Here is an 18,107-nt window from a genome sequence, read left to right as displayed (position 1 = left end):
CTGGGCCCGGGAGGATAGATGGAAAACGAGACATTCCGCGACTGGTCGAGGCGAGCGGCCGATTGGGGCGTCGATTACCGCGCCGGCCTGCGCGACCGTCCGGTGCGGCCGGCAATCGCGCCGGGCGAGATCTTCAGGAGCATTGAGGCTTCGCCACCCGAAATGCCCGAACCGATGGAGAAGATCTTCGCCGATTTCGAAGCCAAGATCGTGCCGGGCATGACGCATTGGCAGCATCCGCGCTTCTTCGCCTATTTCCCTGCCAATGCGGCGCCGGTCTCGGTCGTGGCGGAGTATCTGGTCTCGGCGATGGCCGCGCAATGCATGCTGTGGCAGACCTCGCCGGCGGCGACCGAGCTCGAAATGCGTATCGTCGACTGGATGCGCCAGGCGCTTGGCCTACCCGAGGGCTTTTCCGGCGTCATCCAGGATTCGGCCTCGTCGGCGACGCTTGCGGCGGTGCTCACCATGCGCGAGCGGGCGCTCGACTGGCAAGGCAACAAAAAGGGGCTGGCCGGACAGGGCAAGCTGCGCGTCTATTCCTCCGACCAGGTCCATACCTCGATCGACCGCGCTATCTGGGTCTCAGGCATCGGCGAGGAGAACCTCGTCCGCATCCCGGTCTCAGGACGCTTTCGCGCCATGGATACGGCCGCGCTTGAGGCCGCGATCGTCGCCGATCGAGAGGCTGGCCTCCTGCCCGCAGGTATCATCGCTTGTGTCGGCGGCACCAGCATTGGCGGCACCGACGACATCGCCGCGGTGGCCACGGTCGCAAAGCGGCACGGGCTTTACCTGCATGTCGATGCCGCCTGGGCCGGATCGGCGATGATCTGCCCGGAATACCGGCATTTTTGGGCGGGCGTCGAAGGCGCGGACTCCATTGTCTTCAATCCGCACAAATGGCTCGGCGCGCAGTTCGATTGTTCGATCCAGTTCGTGCGCCAGCCGGAAGACCTGGTGCGCACACTGGCGATCAAACCGGATTACCTGAAGACCCGCGGCCATGACGGCATCATCAACTATTCGGAATGGTCGGTGCCGCTCGGACGCCGCTTCCGCGCGCTGAAACTCTGGTTCCTGCTGCGTGCCCACGGCCTCGAAGGCCTGCGCACCATGATCCGCAATCATGTCGCCTGGAGCGAAGGGCTTGCCGCGCGGCTGGCCGGCGAAGCGGATTTCGAGCTCGCCAGCGAGCCGATGCTGTCGCTGTTCTCGTTCCGGCACAACGCGCCTTCTGGTACCGATCCGGACGAGCATAATTTGCGGCTGGTCGACGCCATCAACACCGATGGCCGCATTTACCTCACGCAAACGCGGGTCGACGGGCGCGTGGCGATCCGCTTTCAGGCGGGGCAGTTCGAGTCGACGGCAGCCGATGTCGACGCGGCGTTCGACGTCATAACCGAGATTGCGCGGCGCCTATCCTGAGGCGGCAGACGCATTCCGCGCTGGTTTGCCTTTTGCAATCAGGTGATTTTCGTTAGCCGGCTTATACCTTTTCTTCGCTTTCGTTTTCCGATATAGACGGAAAAAACGAAAATGGAGGAATGTCGGATGTTTCTTTCGCCACGCCACGCCGAGATCATCCAGATGGCGAAAGACCACGGCCGGGTTCTGGTCGAGGATCTGGCTACGCATTTCAACGTGACGCCGCAGACCATCCGCAAGGACCTCAACGATCTGTGCGACCAGCGGCTGCTCACCCGCATCCATGGCGGCGCGCTGTTCCCGTCCGGCATCGAGAACATGGAATATGAGGCGCGGCGCAAGATCGCGGCCGACGAGAAGGAGGCGATCGGCGGCGCGGCGGCGCGGCTGATCCCGGACAATGCTTCGCTATTCATCAATATCGGCACCACCACCGAGGCCGTCAGCAAGGCGCTGCTCGACCATAACGGGCTGATGGTCATCACCAATAACATCAATGTTGCCAATAGGATGCGCGTTTATCCTACGATAGAGGTGGTGATCGCCGGCGGCGTGGTGCGCGGTTCGGACGGCGGCATTGTCGGCGAAGCGGCCGTCGATTTCATCCGCCAGTTCAAGGTCGACTACGCCGTCATCGGCGCCTCGGCCATCGACCATGACGGTGCGCTGCTCGACTTCGATTTCCGCGAGGTGAAGGTGGCGCAGGCGATCATCGCCAATGCGCGCCACGTCATCCTGGTCTCCGACCGGACCAAATTCGAGCGCACGGCGCCGGTTCGGATAGGTCACCTTTCGCAGGTGAATACCTTCATCACCGATCGTTGCGATATCCCCTCGATCCGCCGGATCTGCGAGGAGACCGAAGTTCGGTTGATCGAAACGGCGCTCGAATAGCATGTATCACGGCTGCGCCACGCAGCGATGATAATTTCGTTTGACATTCGCTTTTAGTTCGAAATAATTCCGCCACGGTTTCGTAAAACACAAAAATGGTGCAATGCGAAATCGTTGGAGGACCCTGTGGACGCATCCCCGATCCATGACATTTTCGTCATCGGCGGCGGCATCAATGGCTGCGGCATCGCCCGCGACGCCGTTGGCCGCGGTTTTTCGGTTTATCTTGCCGAGATGAACGATCTGGCGAGCGGGACGTCATCCGGCTCGACCAAGCTTATCCATGGCGGGCTCCGCTATCTCGAATTCTACGAGTTCCGGCTGGTGCGCGAAGCGCTGATGGAGCGCGAGGTTCTTTGGAAGAACGCGCCGCACATCATCTGGCCGATGCGCTTCGTTCTGCCTTACGCCAAGGGCCTCAGGCCCGCCTGGCTGATCCGGCTTGGGCTGTTCCTTTACGATCACATCGGCGGGCGCAAACTGCTGCCGGCGACGAAGACGCTGGACATGGCGAGGGATCCGGCCGGCAAACCGCTGAAGCCATTGTTCCGCAAGGCTTTCGAATATTCGGATGGTTGGGTCAATGACGCTCGCCTGGTGGTGCTGAACGCTCGTGATGCCGCCGACCGGGGCGCCATCATCCGTACCCGCACGAGGGTCGTCAGCGCGCGCCGCGACGGTCCGACCTGGACCATCAAGGTGCAGAATGTGCTCACCGGTGACACAGACGAGGTTCGCGCGCGGCTTCTCGTCAACGCCGCCGGCCCGTGGGTCGATCACGTTCTGCAGACAGCCGTCGGCCAGAACGAAGTCCACAATGTCCGCCTCGTGCAGGGCAGCCACATCGTCGTCGCCAAGAAGTTCGACGATCCGCGCGCCTATTTCTTCCAGAACAAGGATGGCCGCATCATCTTCGCCATTCCCTACGAGGAAGAATTCACGCTGATCGGGACAACCGACCGCGACTATCCCGGCGACCCGCACGATGTGAAGATCTCCGACGCCGAGATCGACTATCTGTGCGCCGCGGCAAGCGAATATTTCGCGCAGCCCGTCAAGCGCTCCGACATCGTCTGGACTTATTCGGCGGTGCGCCCGCTCTATGACGACGGCGCCTCCAAGGCGCAGGAAGCGACGCGCGACTATGTGCTGAAGGCCGATGGCGGGGAGGGTGTCGCCCCGCTTGTCAACGCCTTCGGCGGCAAGATCACGACTTTCCGCCGGCTGGCGGAATCGATGCTTGAGAAGATCGAGGGCTTTCTCGGCAAGCGCGGCAAGCCTTGGACGCATGACGCGCCGCTGCCGGGCGGTGATTTTCCCGCGACGGGTTTCGATGCCCAGGTCGCCAGGCTGAAGAACAGCTATCCATTCCTCGACCAGCGCCTGGCGCGCCGGTTCACCCGTCTTTACGGCACGCGCGCGCAGAAGCTGCTCGGGCTCGCCAAGTCGAATGCCGATCTCGGCCGCAATTTCGGCGCCGATCTTTTCGAGGTGGAGGTTCGCTATCTCGCCGAGAACGAATGGGCGGTCACCGCCGAGGACGTGCTGTGGCGCCGCACCAAGCGGGGCCTGCATTTCAGCCGGGAGCAGACGGCGGCGCTGGAAGAATTCATGCGAGGACTGAGCAGCCGTCACGTCGCGGCGGCGGAATGACGATCGACCGCTGAAGCGCAAGGCCTGGGAGGAGGCGTGATGCTAGAACTGAGGAACGTGACGAAGACGATCGGTGCGCAGGAGCATATCCGCGACGTGTCGCTGACGCTTCAGCACGGGTCACTGAATGTTCTGCTGGGACCGACGCTTTCCGGCAAGACCAGCCTGATGCGGCTGATGGCGGGTCTCGACGCGCCGACTTCTGGCTCGGTCTGGTTCGACGGCAAGGACGTCACCGGACAGCCGGTGCAAAAGCGCAATGTCGCGATGGTCTACCAGCAGTTCATCAACTACCCGGCGATGACGGTTTACGAGAACATCGCGTCGCCGCTCAGGGTTGCAGGCGTCGACCAGGCAAGGATCGACAAGGAGGTGCGCAATGCCGCCGCCCTTCTCAAGCTCACGCCTTACCTCGATCGCACGCCGCTCAACCTCTCGGGCGGCCAGCAGCAGCGTACGGCGCTTGCGCGCGCCATCGTCAAGAACGCCAGCCTGGTGCTGCTCGACGAGCCTTTGGCCAATCTCGACTACAAGCTGCGCGAGGAATTGCGCGCCGAATTGCCGAAGATCTTCGCCGCCGCGGGCACGATCTTCGTCTATGCGACGACCGAGCCGCACGAGGCGCTGCTGCTCGGCGGCAATACGGCGACACTTTCGGAGGGTCGCGTTACGCAATTCGGTCCGACCGTCGACGTGTTCCGCAAGCCGGTCGACCTGGTGACGGCAAGGACCTTCGCCGACCCGCCGCTCAACACCATCGTGCTCTCCAAGAAGGGCTCGGACTTCCTGCTCGAGGGCGGCGTCAAGCTGCCGGTTCCGCAGGAGCTCAGCGGCATTGCGGACGCCAGCTACACGATCGGCTTCCAGCCGCATCACCTGTCGCTGGAGCGGCCGAACGCCAGCGCCGTGCCGGTGCGTGCCAAGGTCACCATCACCGAGATCACCGGCTCGGAAAGCTTCGTCCATCTCGACTTCGCCGATGCGCGCTGGGTGATGCTTGCCCATGGCATCCTCGATTTCGAGACGGACGACGTGGTCGAGGTGTTCATCGACCCGCGCCACATCATGGTGTTCGACCAGAACGGCCGCGCCGTGACGGCATCGAAGCTGGCGGCCTGAGGAGGATCAGATGGCGCGCATCGACGTCAACCATATCCGCCACTCCTACCTGCCCAATCCACGGAAGGATTCGGATTTTGCGTTGAAGGAAGTGCATCACACCTTCGAGGATGGCGGCGCCTACGCGCTGCTTGGGCCGTCGGGCTGCGGCAAGACCACCTTGCTCAACATCATTTCAGGATTGCTGCATCCCTCGCACGGCCAGCTTTTGTTCAACGGCCGCGACATCACCAATCTGTCGACGCAGGAGCGCAACATCGCGCAGGTGTTCCAGTTCCCGGTCATCTACGACACCATGACCGTCTACGACAACCTTGCCTTCCCACTGCGCAACCGCCGCGTGCCGGAGGCGGACGTCGACCGCAAGGTGCGTGAGACGCTCGACATGATCGATCTCGCCGGGCTGGCGAAGAAGAAGGCGCGCGGGCTCACCGCCGACCAGAAGCAGAAAATCTCGCTCGGCCGCGGCCTGGTGCGCTCGGACGTCAACGCCATCCTGTTCGACGAGCCGCTGACGGTGATCGACCCGCACATGAAGTGGGTGCTGCGTTCGCAGTTGAAGCAGCTGCATCGCCGCTTCGCCTACACCATGGTCTATGTCACGCACGACCAGACTGAAGCCCTGACTTTCGCCGACCGAGTCGTGGTCATGTATGACGGCGAGATCGTGCAGATCGGCACGCCGGCCGAACTTTTCGAGCGGCCGCGCCACACTTTCGTCGGCTATTTCATCGGCTCGCCGGGTATGAACGTGCTGCCGGTCGCGCTGGAAGGCAGGACGGCGAAGTTCGGCGCGTTGCGCATCGAGCTTCCGGGTGTACCGAAAGCGGAAGCCGGGGCCGTCGAGCTTGGCATCCGCCCTGAATATGTGCGGCTCGGCCGCGAAGGCATGGCGGTGCAGGTGTCCAAGGTCGAGGACGTCGGCCGCCATAAGGTCGTGCGCGCCAACCTGGAAGGCAGGGAAATTGCCGCGGTGATCGGCGAGGACGACGAGGTGCCTGCCGAGCCGAAGGTCCGCTTCGATCCGGCCGGCATCAACATCTATGCCGATTCCTGGCGCGTCGAGATGGGGGCGTAGATGGACAAGACCTGGAACAACAAGGCCTGGTTCCTTGTCCTGCCGGTGCTGGTGCTGGTGGCCTTCTCGGCCGTCATCCCGCTGATGACCGTCGTCAATTATTCGGTGCAGGACACGTTCGGCAACAACGTCTTCTTCTGGGCCGGCACCGAGTGGTTCGAGGAGTTGCTGCACTCCAACCGCTTCTGGGAAGCGATGGTGCGCAACCTGATCTTCTCCTTCATCATCCTGGCGATCGAGGTGCCGCTCGGCATCTTCATCGCGCTCAACATGCCCAAGAAAGGCTGGGGCGTGCCGGTCTGCCTGGTGCTGATGGCGCTGCCGTTGCTGGTGCCGTGGAACGTCGTCGGCACGATCTGGCAGGTGTTCGGCCGCAACGACATCGGCCTGCTCGGCTATTACATCAATGCGCTCGGCATCGACTACAACTATGTCCAGGACCCGTTCGACGCCTGGGTCACCGTCATCGTCATGGATGTCTGGCACTGGACCAGCCTGGTCGTTCTGCTCTGCTATGCCGGGCTGGTCTCCATTCCGGATGCCTTCTACCAGGCGGCCAAGATCGACGGCGCCTCGCGCTGGGCGGTGTTCCGCTACATCCAACTGCCGAAGATGCAGCGCGTGCTTCTGATCGCCGTGCTGTTGCGCTTCATGGACTCGTTCATGATCTACACCGAACCCTTCGTGGTCACCGGCGGCGGCCCCGGCAATTCGACGACCTTCCTGTCGATCGACCTCGTCAAGACGGCGCTCGGCCAATTCGACCTCGGTCCGGCGGCAGCCATGTCGCTGGTCTACTTCCTGATCATCCTGTTGTTGTCGTGGGTGTTCTACACCGTGATGACCAACTACGACGCGGAGCGCTGAGATGACAGGCGCCAATGAGACGACGCGCGTGAGCGAAACGGCGGTCACGGAAGTGGGCAGCACATTGTCGCAGGACGAGGTGGCGAAGCTGATGCGCCGCCGTGGCGAGGAATCGCGCTGGTGGTGGATCGTGCCGACGATCTACATCATTGTGCTTCTCCTGCCGATCTACTGGCTCATCAATATGAGCTTCAAGACCAACCAGGAGATCGTGTCCTCGCTGACGCTGTTTCCGCATCAGCCGACGCTGCGCAATTACAGGATTATTTTCACCGACGCGTCCTGGTATTCCGGCTACATCAATTCGATCACCTATGTGGTGATGAACATGGTGATCTCGGTGGTGGTGGCGCTGCCAGCGGCTTACGCCTTCTCGCGCTACCGCTTCCTCGGCGACAAGCACCTGTTCTTCTGGCTGCTGACCAACCGCATGGCGCCGCCGGCAGTGTTCGCGCTGCCGTTCTTCCAGCTCTATTCGGCCTTCGGTCTCATCGATACCCATATCGCCGTGGCGCTCGCGCACTGCCTGTTCAACGTGCCGCTGGCAGTGTGGATCCTCGAGGGCTTCATGTCCGGCGTGCCGAAGGAGATCGACGAGACCGCCTATATCGACGGCTATTCCTTCCCGCGCTTCTTCGTGAAGATCTTCATGCCGCTGATCGCGAGCGGCATCGGCGTCGCCTGTTTCTTCTGCTTCATGTTCTCGTGGGTGGAGCTCCTGATCGCGCGCACGCTGACCACGACAGACGCCAAGCCGATCGCCGCCACAATGACACGCACGGTCTCGGCCGCCGGCATGGATTGGGGGCTGCTTGCCGCCGCCGGCGTGCTGACGCTGATCCCCGGCGCTTTGGTCATCTGGTTCGTGCGAAATTATATCGCCAAGGGCTTTGCCCTGGGGAGGGTCTAAGCCATGAACCTCGACTTCTCCTGGATGGCATGGACGTGGCCGACGGCCGCCTTCTTCGTCATCATTGCGCTGATGCTCTGCGGCATGGGCTTTTGGGAATATGTCTCGCCCGGCGGCAATCCGCGCGTCGGCCTGCTGCGCTTCGAGACGACGCGCGGCGACCGCCTCTTCGTTTCGCTGCTTGGCAGCGCCTTCATCCATCTCGCTTGGCTGGGTCTGGTTGGACCCAACCTGTGGTGGGCTCTCGCTCTCTCGGTGGTCTACGCCATTGGCGTGTTCCGATACGTATAGAGGGGGAAAAAGTCGGAGCGGCCGCGTGCTGGCGGCCGCCCCGGATCGCACTTCACAACCTAAGACTGGAGGAGACACATGCGACGGCAATTTCTAACATCAACGACCGCCCTTGTCCTATTGCTCGGCGCCGGCCACGCCTATGCCGGGATGGACGAGGCAAAGGCCTTTCTGGATAAGGAGATAGGTCCATTGTCGACGCTCTCGCGCGCCGACCAGGAAAAGGAAATGCAGTGGTTCGTCGACGCCGCCAAGCCGTTTGCCGGCATGGAAATCAAGGTGGTGTCGGAGACCCTGACCACGCACCAGTATGAATCCCAGGTGCTTGCGCCGGCCTTCACCGCCATCACCGGCATCAAGGTCACGCATGACGTCATCCAGGAAGGCGACGTCGTCGAGAAGATCCAGACCCAGATGCAGACCGGGCAGAACCTCTATGATGGCTGGGTCAACGACTCGGACCTCATCGGCACGCACTGGCGTTATCAGCAGGCGCGCAACCTGACCGACTGGATGGCTGGCGAGGGCAAGGACGTCACCGATCCGATGCTCGACGTCGACGACTTCATCGGCAAGTCGTTCACCACGGCGCCGGACGGCAAGCTCTATCAGCTTCCCGACCAGCAGTTCGCCAACCTCTACTGGTTCCGCTACGACTGGTTCAACGACGAGAAGAACAAGGCCGACTTCAAAGCCAAGTATGGCTATGACCTCGGCGTGCCGGTCAACTGGTCGGCCTATGAGGACATTGCCCAGTTCTTCACCGGCCGCGAGATCGACGGCAAGAAGGTCTACGGCCACATGGACTACGGCAAGAAGGACCCGTCGCTCGGCTGGCGCTTCACCGATGCGTGGCTCTCGATGGCCGGCAACGGCGACAAGGGCATCCCGAACGGCAAGCCGGTCGACGAATGGGGCATCAAGGTCGACGAGAATTCGCGTCCTGTCGGTTCCTGCTCGGCGCGCGGCGGCGACACGAACGCTCCGGCCTCGGTCTATGCCATCCAGAAGTATCTCGACTGGCTGAAGGCTTACGCGCCGCCGGAAGCGCAGGGCATGACCTTCTCCGAATCTGGCCCGGTTCCCTCGCAGGGCAACATCGCCCAGCAGATTTTCTGGTACACGGCTTTCACCGCCGACATGGCCAAGCCCGGTCTGCCGGTCGTGAACGAGGACGGCACGCCGAAATGGCGCGTCGCGCCGTCGCCGCATGGCGTCTATTGGAAGGACGGCATGAAGCTCGGCTACCAGGACGCTGGTTCGTGGACGCTCTTGAAGTCGACCCCGACCGACCGCGCCAAGGCCGCCTGGCTCTACGCTCAGTTCGTGGTGTCGAAGACGGTCGACGTGAAGAAGAGCCAGGTCGGCCTTACCTTCATCCGCGACTCCACCATCCATGACAAGAGCTTCACCGAGCGGGCGCCGAAGCTCGGCGGCCTGATCGAGTTCTACCGCTCGCCGGCTCGCGTGCAGTGGACCCCGACCGGCACCAACGTGCCGGACTATCCGAAGCTGGCGCAGCTCTGGTGGCAGAACATCGGCGATGCGTCGTCCGGTGCGAAGACCCCGCAGGAAGCGATGGACTCGCTCTGCGCCGACCAGGAGAAGGTGCTCTCCCGCCTCGAGAAATCCGGCGTCCAGGGCGATATCGGACCGAAGATGGCCGAGGAGCACGATCTCGAATACTGGAACAAGGATGCCGTCTCGAAGGGCAACCTTGCGCCGCAGCTCAAGATCGAGAACGAAAAGGACAAGCCGATCACCATCAACTACGACGAGTTGGTGAAGAGCTGGCAGAAGTAAGACTGTCTATGCGGGTGTTCGCGCCCGTGTGAAATAAGGGGAGGCGGCGCATTGCCGTCTCCCCTGTTCGTATCAAGGCGGAGGAAGCTAAATGAGCGGTTTTGTGCTGGCGATCGACCAGGGAACAACCTCGACCCGGGCGATCCTGTTCGACGACAAGATGAAAGTCGCCGGCACCGGCCAGCAGGAATTCACGCAGCATTATCCGGCCTCCGGCTGGGTCGAGCATGATCCGGAAGACATCTGGACAAGCGTCGTCGCGACGGTGAAGGCGGCACTGAAGGCGGCCGGCCGTACCGCGTTGGATGTGGCCGCCATCGGCATCACCAATCAGCGCGAGACGGTCGTGGTCTGGGACAAAGCGACCGGCACGCCGATCCACAATGCCATTGTCTGGCAGGACCGCCGCACGGCGCCGCTTTGCCAGAAGCTGAAGAAGCAGGGGCTGGAGAAGAAATTCACCAAGAAGACCGGGCTGCTGCTCGATCCCTATTTCTCCGGCACCAAGATCGCCTGGATGCTGGACAAGGTGAAAGGCGCGCGCAAGCGCGCCGAGAAAGGCGAACTGCTCGCCGGCACGATCGACAGCTTTCTGATCTGGCGGCTGACCGGCGGCAAGGTGCACGCAACCGACGCGACAAACGCCTCACGCACGCTGATCTACAACATCGAGAAGAATGTCTGGGATGAGGAGCTGCTCTCGATCCTGAACATACCGGCCGCGATCCTGCCCGAGGTGAAGGACTGCGCCGACGACTTCGGCGTCACCGAAAAGAGCCTGTTCGGCGCCGAGATGCGCATCCTCGGCGTTGCCGGCGACCAGCACGCGGCGACCATCGGCCAGGCCTGTTTCGAGCCGGGCATGATGAAGTCAACCTACGGCACCGGCTGCTTCGCGCTGCTCAACACCGGTGCGGACCTTGTGCGCTCGAGGAACCGGCTTCTGACCACGATCGCCTACCGGTTCAACGGCAAGACCACTTATGCGCTGGAAGGTTCGATCTTCATCGCGGGCGCCGCCGTGCAGTGGCTGCGCGACGGCATCAAGGTGATCGGCAAGGCTGAGCAAAGCGGTGCGCTCGCGGCGACCGCCGATCCGGCGCAAGCCGTCTATCTGGTGCCGGCTTTTGTCGGCCTTGGCGCGCCGCATTGGGACGCGGAGGCGCGCGGCGCGATCTTCGGCCTGACGCGCAATTCAGGCCCGGCCGAGTTCGCGCGCGCCGCACTCGAATCGGTCGCATTCCAGACGCGCGACCTGCTCGACGCGATGCGCAAGGACTGGAAAGGCGCGTCGGCCAAGACGGTGCTTCGGGTCGACGGCGGCATGGTGGCGTCAGACTGGACCATGCAGCGGCTGGCCGACATTCTCGACGCGCCGGTCGATCGTCCGACGATCCTGGAGACGACCGCCCTGGGCGCGGCGTGGCTTGCGGGTTCGAAGGCCGGCGTATGGCCGAAGGCAAAGGACTTCGCGAGGAGCTGGGCGCTGGAACGGCGCTTCAAGCCGGAGATGGATGCGGCCACGCGCTCGGCGAAGCTGGCAGGTTGGCGCGATGCGGTGCGCAGGACGCTGAGTACGCAGTAACGATCTCTGGACCGGGGAAAGAATGCAACCGGATTGGTATCCTGCTTGGCGCGATGAGGCATTTGATCAGCTCGCAGCAAAGAACGCACGCCTGGAGCAGGATTTCCGCCTCGGCCACTGGATACGTTACAACTACGACCTGGCGGCTGGAAAGCTGATTTTCTCCGACAAAGCGGGCGCCAAGGTCATCTCGGAAATCCAGATTGCGGGCTCTACCAGCGCCAAGGCGGGCAATTGGCTCTGGGCTTGGGCCAATTCGAACTTACCGGGCGACCTTCTCGGCGACGCGAAACTGGTGCGGGCGTTCGGGGAGAAAAGGGCGTGCACGACCTGGCCCAGGCTTATGTGGATGATACGAGCGGCGATTTGGATGCGCTCGGCTGGGAGCTGACGGCAGCGATGGTTCGGGTTTGCAACGCGCTTGGAGCTTATCGCTCCTCCCGAGGGGAGGGCGGCGCTCTCTATCTGGTCTTCAAGAACATACGATGGGCGAACTGACGCATCCATCGCCGCGAGACATAGCGAGAGAGCCCGCGCCTCTCGAGGTGCGGGCTCGGTCAACCATCAAAATATGTGCTTTCCGCAATTCCGGACGGAAAACCGCCACGCACTTTTCCTGGAATTGCTTTGGTACTGACCGGAGGCCGTCAGTATGGCGACACGCACTGCCGTCGCGGACCGCTGTTAGGTTGGAATGTGTTGTCCGAGGCTCGATACGAACGATACCGGTCATAGCACCACTGCACATGCGCATCGCCGCGATAGACACGATTGTTCTCGCTGTTGACGATGGCGCCGGTGATCAATGCTCCGGTGGCGAAAGCGGCCAGCGGGAACCAATAGTCGCCATGGCGGCGATAGCCGTGGCGATATTCGCGATAGCCGCGATGGCCGTTCCAGTAGACAGCGTCGCCACGACGCGAGAAATCCCGGTTGAAGCCGCGGTGCCTTCTCCAATCCCGGTACTGCACGGTCTGGACATCCGACAGGGCCTGGGGTTGCGGCACATAGTTTGGCTGAGCGTTTACCGGCACCATCTCCGCCGCGATGAATGACGCCGAGAGAGCGGTTGCCAGCAGGCCCGATGCGATCCTGTTCATTACTCTTCTCCTTGAGGGTTTGATGGAACGTCCCTGTTTGGCGAAACGCGTCGGGGTTGCAATGGTTCCCCATTCCGCCATCAGCCCATTGTTATTGTAGGGATTTCTGAAGCAGTCCGGAGCCGGGCGATTGGCCATCGGCATCGAAAGCCGCTCGCAAACAACCTCTCGGCGTCCCTTCGAATCCGTTCAAAAAATCCGCCTTGGAAGCCCATCTTTTTCCGGTTGACCGGCCGCGGCACTCTCCCTATGTTCCGCGCAATTTCGAGGGCGGCGTTTCGAGCCCGCGGGAGCGCGTAGCTCAGCCGGTAGAGCAACTGACTTTTAATCAGTAGGTCATGGGTTCGAATCCCATCGCGCTCACCAAAAACTCAAGAAAATCAAGACTTTGTGAGAGGTGAGGGCGGTTCTCTGTGTCCGCAGAATTTCGTGCCCGCACTGTGTCCGAAAAAATGAAGTGCGCAACCATGTCCTACACTTAGGCTTCAGATGCTTGTCGGCCGGCTTCTGTGAGCCTTACCCCGCCAGTGATCCTGGCAACGAGTCCGCGCCGCTCCAGAAGCGCCAGAGTGCGAGACGGGTTAAGATGGTGCTCCAGCCATTCAGGGGCGCGGCGCTTTCGGTCGTGATGTTCGCCCACATCCCATCTGCGGTGGACGCCTAGCGCTCTCGTCAACGACATAAGCAGTTTGGCGCGCTGATCGCCTTCAAGAGCTAACTGCTTAATACGGGCATCGCTGGCCGCTGCCGCTTCATTGCGGCGCCTCTCGATCTCTTGCAGTTCGGTCGAAAGCGCAAAGGCCTGCTCCATAACTGCCGAGGTGCGCCAGAACGAATCTCTATCGGTTTGCTCTATCGAGCGGATCGCCTTGAGGAATAGGATTTGCTTGCTACCGAGACCGCGTGACATGGTTTTAAGTGTAGGACATGGTGGTCACAAGGGAAGGCCCGCCACCGTGAGGCAGCGGGCCACCTTCTGCAAATTTGCGAAAGGTCAGCGCAATACCATCGTCACGTACCGACGTTCGTAGCTGACCAAGACCTGAAAAGGCACGCCGTGAAGGTGTTCCATCTTGTCGGCGATGATGTGAACCAACACCTCTATCTCCAGCATGGTCTTTTCCGCCTCTGTCTCCGCCTCGACGGCGATCTTGTGGAAGATGTCAGTCGCCATAGGCCAGCACCTCCGCCATGTCGCCAGCGTCTTCCTCTCGGTCGCTTCTGCTGCCGGCCGCCCATTTGATCTGGCAATGATGTGTGTTCGGTGCGCCAAGGCTAGGCTCCGCATTGCCGTCGTCCTCATCGTCGCACCTGTCCAACTCCAGGTCGAGCGTGTCTCCCGGCCCGTAACCGGTGCACCAGCCTAGCGACGGCTCATCGTCGGCGCCGTCCTCGTAATCCTCGCTGCCCGCGTCCATGACATCCAGGGCCGTTATTAGGGCGGTCGCTTTGTCGAAGAGCGCGTTCAGTTCTTTCTCGATGGTCTGGCGCCATGTGCGCGGGTTCATTCCTTTCGGCATGCCGTAGGGCTTCAAAGTTCTGACGTGTGCAGTCATTGGGGTTTCTCTGGATTTGCCGGCTTGTCACGGCCGGTTGCCAGCGGGCAGCACTGGCGCCGGGAGTGTGACAACATGGCCAGAGACCATGCGCGACGGCCTTCCCCTTTCGGGTCTTGTATTGCCGCCACTCTCCCGGCATAGTGTGCCGGTTCGCGCCGACGGCAAATCGGCACGTTCTTTTCGGTGGCAAATAAGATCCCGGCAAGGATCGCCTCGCCACCGCTCTGGTTGCTTAGGCCCGGCAAAGGCCATCAGCGGGAGTTGTCACGCTCCGCCGTCCACCATGCTCTCAATCAGTTAAGAATTCAAGCACGCCCTGCGAGGGGCGGAGCTATTGAGGAAGTCTGGCATGACGTGGGCGGCTGTAGGCTTGGCCTTGTTTTACGGCTTGGTGGCTTGTGGCGTGTGGGAGGTAGTTCGCGACATTCGCGGCTACATGGAACGTCGCTTCGACAGAATCGAGCAACGGCTAGAGGTGATCCGCCAAATACTCGTTGAGCCGAGGCGCCGTCAGCTTGAGGAAGATGACCACTGGCGACCGTAAGCCCGTCACCAAGGCAGGTGTTGTTCAGTTAGCGTATCTGCCAGGGTACGGCCGGTTTCGTCTTTTTCGTCAATGGATCGAAGATCGAATGTCTCATATTCTCGATAGTGTCGGCTCACGAATGCTTCGGATTGCGGGGTAAGCTCGTCAACCCGAGCCTGCCCTTCGAGCACTGCCAATACCATGTCTGCAATCACATCATCCCTGACCCAGCGCGGGAGCCGCTTCGGGGCGGCGCGAGCGGCCGCCGAATGTAGCTCGTTCTGCCCCAATGCTCTGGCTAGGTTCTCGCTAACCCGCTGTGTGCTGGCCGTGCCAATCCGCCGACGGGCGTTTCGCTTCTCGCGCCAGTCCGCGTCAGCCTTCATGCGGTGGTAGTATTTACGCAGACAGGCGTTGCGCGCCTCGCGCCCGGCTGCGGTCTCCATGCGCCTGGCGAAATATCTTTTTTGGGTCTGCTTGTCCCGCTCGGCCTGTTCCGGTGTGCGCTTCGCCAACCACGCCTTTCGCGAAGCGCGGGCGCGCTCAATCAGCTCTGGTGAGCGTTTATCTCTCCACGCTTTGCTGGACGCGCGAGACTTTTCGATTTGCTCAGGCGTGCGCCGGGCTCGCGATGCCCTGTTAGAAGCCCGGGCGCGCTCCCTCGGCGACATTGCCGCCCAATGCTCCGGGGTGAAGCCGTGCATTTCTAAGCCTCCAGTTTTGCCGCATTGGAAGCTTGCTTGGCCGGCGCAGGAAGCGACAGGCTGGATTTTCGGCCATCACCGATAACCCCGCTGTGCAATGGAATTGGTGTGCAGAACGATCGCTAAGGACACGGCGTCCAACCCTTCCGCTGCTCTCTGGCGTCGCTTCGCGCCGGGCCGCCCGCCGGCACGGCATCCGGATAGAAAATTCAGTGGAATGTAACCAAGCGTGATATTCATGCAGTCTTGCTAATGTAACCTCTGCATCGGCCGACTCTCCCAGCCCGGAGTCGGCTAGGGCCCGGCGGTTCAACCAACGCTACCCCAACAGAGCGGAACTGTCGGGCCGCTACGACGGGCGTGCCCTTGCCTGGCCGCTCGTTGAGTTCGCTATCACGCAAATTGAACATCCTCCGAAATGATTACTTTAGCAAACACTGATATGTTGATACGCCTACCTGCGGCCGGGCTGACTCACAACATCCTGGCTAGGCCCGGCAGTCACATGGCCGCACACCCAAACGGCGGCTGTCGGGCCGCCACTAAGGACAAGGCGTCCAGGCCTTCCGCTGCTCCGGCGTCACCGCATGGTTGGTGAACTGTAGGTTCCGGTCGTCACGGCCGGGGGCGCGGTACTCGTGGCAGAAGATCACTGCTACAGACCAAGAGAGAGCGCCGCTTCTTCTGCATCAAGATATGCGCTTCCCGCAAAAGCGATGACCACTCATAGCCCAGAAGTGCGATCAACTCTTGCGCCTCCTCGACCGTGATTCCGGTCTCCTCCATCAGCCGCTGGACCATGTAGCTTCTGGCGTTTTCGGGTTTGCCGGGGGGTGTCAATCACGAGAAACCTCCTTCTGACATAACCCGGCACCAAAACCCTTGTTCCGCGAATTGACTCGTGGCTGCCATATTTCAGGAGTATCATTCTCAAGTCGTCCGCACCTAACAGGGCACGCGGACGCTGGAAGCCAATTTAGGTGCTCCCGCTGTTACGAACCAGGGAGACTCCTATGGCTGCTGCCCAGCGCGATTCGCGTTCAGCCTGGCTGGAAGTGGTCTCTTCACAACGCCCCGACCGTAGGAACCAAGCTCTGTCATGCGCCGCATACGGGAACCGTGTTGTCTGGGCATGGCGTTGTCGAATATGAGGATGGCACTCGTCTTGATCTGCTTCCGGGCACGGTTTTCCATATCACCTCAACCCCGCACGATAGTTGGGTAGAGGGAGATGCACCTTACGTTTCCCTGCATGTTTTGGCGCAATAGCATGCCCACCGGACCCAAAGGCCAGAAGCGACCCGCCGATGTGATCGGCAATGCCGTCCGCGTCATTTCAAACTGAGACACTACACTTGCCGCGTTGCCTTGTCCCTGGGCAAGGTCATGGTTAAACTCGGACCTCCGAGGGAGGCTCCAGGATGGCAATTGACCTTTCGGTATCTACCGCGCCCCCCAAGGCGGCAACGCCGCCCGGCAGATATCTCTTCGGCCCGGTCGCTGATTTTCTCATGCTCGGCGGCAGCGCGTTTCTGATCCTGCCCGTGCTGTTCTTCGTGCCTCGCGAATATGAAGGCCCGTTGGCCGCGACGATGGTTGTCGTGGCCTACCTGGTGAACTACCCGCATTTCGCCCATTCCTACCAGATCTTCTATCGCAATTTCGGTCGCAAGGCGCGCGGCGAGGGATACGACAGGAGTCTGCAGCTTCGCTACATTTTCGCCGGCGTCATCGTTCCGCTGATCATGGCGCTGTTCTTTGCCTATGGCGCGGCGACGTCGAACACGCGGTTGCTCGGCTTCGCGGCCAATGCGATGTTCTTCTTCGTCGGCTGGCACTACGTCAAGCAAGGCTACGGCATGCTGATGGTCGACGCCGTCTTGAAACGCAAATTCTTCGATGACCGGGACAAGAAGGTGCTGCTCGTCAACAGCTACGCGGTGTGGATCCTGGCCTGGCTGCAGACGAACACGGCGGTGACGCAGGGGCAGTATTACGGCCTTCAATATTACACCTTCGCGGCGCCGTCCTGGATCGCCGATATTGCCGTCCTGGCGGCCGTCGGATCGACGGCGGCCACGCTTCTGATGCTGATCAACCGCTGGCGACGGAATGGCGGCGGCCTGCCTTACAACGGCATCGTCGCCTATGTCGCCTCGTTATATCTCTGGATCCTGATTGCCAGGATAAACCCGCTGTGGCTGCTGGTGGTGCCGGCGCTGCACTCGCTGCAATATCTGGCCGTGGTGTGGCGCTACCAGACCAATGTCGAGCGTGACGTCTCGGATGCCGCGAGCGATCCGGAGCCGAAAATCCTATCGATGCTCGGGCCTCGCTACAAGCTGCGGGTGCTGGGGTTCATCATCGGGGGCGGGGCGCTTGGCTATCTCGGCTTCTGGCTGATCCCGTTCGTGTTGACCGCCCTGGTCCCCTACGACAAACAGGTGCTCGGTTCGTCGCTGTTCTTCTTCATCGTGCTGATCTTCATCAACGTGCACCACTACTTCCTCGACAATGTGATGTGGCGCCGCGGCAATCCGGAAGTGTCGAAATATTTGTTTCGATAGGGAAATTCGGGCCGGCAGGC

Annotated in this window: 17 protein-coding genes and 1 tRNA gene; 13 read left to right on the top strand and 5 right to left on the bottom strand. The window is 61.5% G+C overall.

Annotation, left to right across the window (positions count from 1 at the left end; all coding sequences use genetic code 11):
• The first annotated feature begins 18 nt into the window (after positions 1-18).
• The 11 genes from DPM35_RS21995 to DPM35_RS21945 all read left to right on the top strand — a co-directional run bounded on the left by DPM35_RS21995 (position 19) and on the right by DPM35_RS21945 (position 12,022).
• A complete protein-coding gene (locus DPM35_RS21995; RefSeq protein WP_112129339.1) occupies positions 19-1,431 on the top strand; it encodes a pyridoxal phosphate-dependent decarboxylase family protein in 1,413 nt (470 codons plus the stop codon).
• Between the two features lie 126 nt (positions 1,432-1,557).
• Entirely contained in the window at positions 1,558-2,325 is a 768-nt protein-coding gene (locus DPM35_RS21990) for a DeoR/GlpR family DNA-binding transcription regulator (protein WP_112129338.1), read from the top strand.
• 126 nt (positions 2,326-2,451) lie between these two features.
• On the top strand, positions 2,452-3,978 hold the full coding sequence (gene glpD / locus DPM35_RS21985) for a glycerol-3-phosphate dehydrogenase (protein ID WP_112129337.1): 1,527 nt from the start codon (positions 2,452-2,454) through the stop codon (positions 3,976-3,978).
• A gap of 39 nt (positions 3,979-4,017) precedes the next feature.
• The gene (locus tag DPM35_RS21980; RefSeq protein WP_112129336.1) at positions 4,018-5,097 is read left to right on the top strand and encodes an ABC transporter ATP-binding protein; all 1,080 of its coding nucleotides are present in this window, start codon (positions 4,018-4,020) and stop codon (positions 5,095-5,097) included.
• Positions 5,098-5,107: 10 nt separating this feature from the next.
• Positions 5,108-6,175 (top strand): ABC transporter ATP-binding protein, encoded by a 1,068-nt coding sequence (locus DPM35_RS21975; protein ID WP_112129335.1) that lies wholly within the window; start codon positions 5,108-5,110, stop codon positions 6,173-6,175.
• A complete protein-coding gene (locus tag DPM35_RS21970) occupies positions 6,176-7,042 on the top strand; it encodes a carbohydrate ABC transporter permease (protein ID WP_112129334.1) in 867 nt (288 codons plus the stop codon).
• Between the two features lies 1 nt (position 7,043).
• Entirely contained in the window at positions 7,044-7,952 is a 909-nt protein-coding gene (locus DPM35_RS21965; protein ID WP_112129333.1) for a carbohydrate ABC transporter permease, read from the top strand.
• Between the two features lie 3 nt (positions 7,953-7,955).
• The gene (locus tag DPM35_RS21960) at positions 7,956-8,243 is read left to right on the top strand and encodes a DUF2160 domain-containing protein (protein ID WP_112129332.1); all 288 of its coding nucleotides are present in this window, start codon (positions 7,956-7,958) and stop codon (positions 8,241-8,243) included.
• A gap of 78 nt (positions 8,244-8,321) precedes the next feature.
• On the top strand, positions 8,322-10,046 hold the full coding sequence (locus DPM35_RS21955) for an ABC transporter substrate-binding protein (RefSeq protein WP_112129331.1): 1,725 nt from the start codon (positions 8,322-8,324) through the stop codon (positions 10,044-10,046).
• 91 nt (positions 10,047-10,137) lie between these two features.
• On the top strand, positions 10,138-11,631 hold the full coding sequence (gene glpK / locus DPM35_RS21950; protein WP_112129330.1) for a glycerol kinase GlpK: 1,494 nt from the start codon (positions 10,138-10,140) through the stop codon (positions 11,629-11,631).
• A 22-nt stretch (positions 11,632-11,653) separates the two neighbouring features.
• Positions 11,654-12,022, top strand: coding sequence for a DUF6882 domain-containing protein (locus DPM35_RS21945; RefSeq protein ID WP_245431601.1), 369 nt, complete (start codon positions 11,654-11,656; stop codon positions 12,020-12,022).
• A gap of 256 nt (positions 12,023-12,278) precedes the next feature.
• Here the strand turns inward: DPM35_RS21945 and DPM35_RS21935 are convergent, their stop codons facing one another.
• Positions 12,279-12,731: a BA14K family protein gene (locus DPM35_RS21935; protein ID WP_112129328.1), complete on the bottom strand. Its 453-nt coding sequence runs from the start codon at positions 12,729-12,731 to the stop codon at positions 12,279-12,281.
• A gap of 290 nt (positions 12,732-13,021) precedes the next feature.
• Between DPM35_RS21935 and DPM35_RS21930 the strand changes: the two genes are divergently transcribed.
• A tRNA-Lys gene (locus DPM35_RS21930) sits at positions 13,022-13,097 on the top strand.
• Between the two features lie 112 nt (positions 13,098-13,209).
• Here DPM35_RS21930 and DPM35_RS21925 read toward each other — a convergent pair.
• From DPM35_RS21925 to DPM35_RS21905, 4 genes are all read right to left on the bottom strand, one after another.
• Positions 13,210-13,641: a hypothetical protein gene (locus DPM35_RS21925; RefSeq protein WP_112129327.1), complete on the bottom strand. Its 432-nt coding sequence runs from the start codon at positions 13,639-13,641 to the stop codon at positions 13,210-13,212.
• A gap of 84 nt (positions 13,642-13,725) precedes the next feature.
• Positions 13,726-13,905, bottom strand: coding sequence for a hypothetical protein (locus tag DPM35_RS21920; RefSeq protein ID WP_112129326.1), 180 nt, complete (start codon positions 13,903-13,905; stop codon positions 13,726-13,728).
• Positions 13,895-14,287 (bottom strand): hypothetical protein, encoded by a 393-nt coding sequence (locus tag DPM35_RS21915; RefSeq protein WP_112129325.1) that lies wholly within the window; start codon positions 14,285-14,287, stop codon positions 13,895-13,897. Before DPM35_RS21915 ends, DPM35_RS21920 begins: the two co-directional genes overlap by 11 nt.
• Before the next feature lie 552 nt (positions 14,288-14,839).
• Complete coding sequence (locus tag DPM35_RS21905; RefSeq protein WP_146767977.1) at positions 14,840-15,331, bottom strand: hypothetical protein; 492 nt, start codon at positions 15,329-15,331, stop codon at positions 14,840-14,842.
• Positions 15,332-16,941: 1,610 nt separating this feature from the next.
• Here DPM35_RS21905 and DPM35_RS21890 point away from each other — a divergent pair.
• A complete protein-coding gene (locus DPM35_RS21890) occupies positions 16,942-18,087 on the top strand; it encodes a hypothetical protein (protein ID WP_112129321.1) in 1,146 nt (381 codons plus the stop codon).
• The last annotated feature ends 20 nt before the right edge of the window (positions 18,088-18,107 follow it).

Origin of the sequence: Mesorhizobium atlanticum, from assembly GCF_003289965.1 — a bacterium.
Classification (GTDB): domain Bacteria; phylum Pseudomonadota; class Alphaproteobacteria; order Rhizobiales; family Rhizobiaceae; genus Mesorhizobium; species Mesorhizobium atlanticum.
Note: the sequence above shows the minus strand (reverse complement) of the source record. Positions and strands in the feature narration are given on the sequence as shown.